The organism is Micromonospora sp. NPDC048040 (assembly GCF_055587185.1).
Window position 1 is genome coordinate 857 of the sequence record NZ_JBVJGT010000048.1, and the last position, 512, is coordinate 1,368.

Sequence of the window (512 nt, forward strand, 5' to 3'; positions counted from 1 at the left end):
CCGCCGTGAGGGTGGCGACAGGCCCGGCGGTGGCTTCCGTGGTGGTGACCGTGAGGGCGGTTTCCGCGGTGGTGAGCGTCGCGAGGGTGGCTTCCGTGGCGGTGACCGCGAGGGCGGTTTCCGCGGTGGCGAGCGTCGCGAGGGTGGCTTCCGTGGCGGTGACCGCGAGGGCGGTTTCCGCGGTGGTGAGCGCCGTGAGGGTGGCTTCCGTGGCGGTGACCGCGAAGGTGGCTTCCGGGGCGGCGACCGCCGTGAGGGTGGCGACAGGCCCGGCGGTGGCTTCCGTGGTGGTGACCGTGAGGGCGGTTTCCGCGGTGGTGAGCGTCGCGAGGGTGGCTTCCGCGGCGGCGACCGCCGTGAGGGTGGCGACAGGCCCGGCGGTGGCTTCCGTGGCGGTGACCGCGAGGGCGGTTTCCGCGGCGGTGAGCGTCGCGAAGGTGGCTTCCGCGGCGGCGACCGCCGTGAGGGCGGCGAGCGCCAGGGCGGCGGCTTCCGTGGCGGTGACCGCGAGG

The 512-nt window shown here is 76.0% G+C and carries 1 protein-coding gene; it reads right to left on the bottom strand.

All coding sequences use genetic code 11. The features are described from left to right. The coding region (locus ACZ6O2_RS28925) for a hypothetical protein (protein WP_466025056.1) at positions 1-512 on the bottom strand (512 nt) is incomplete at both ends.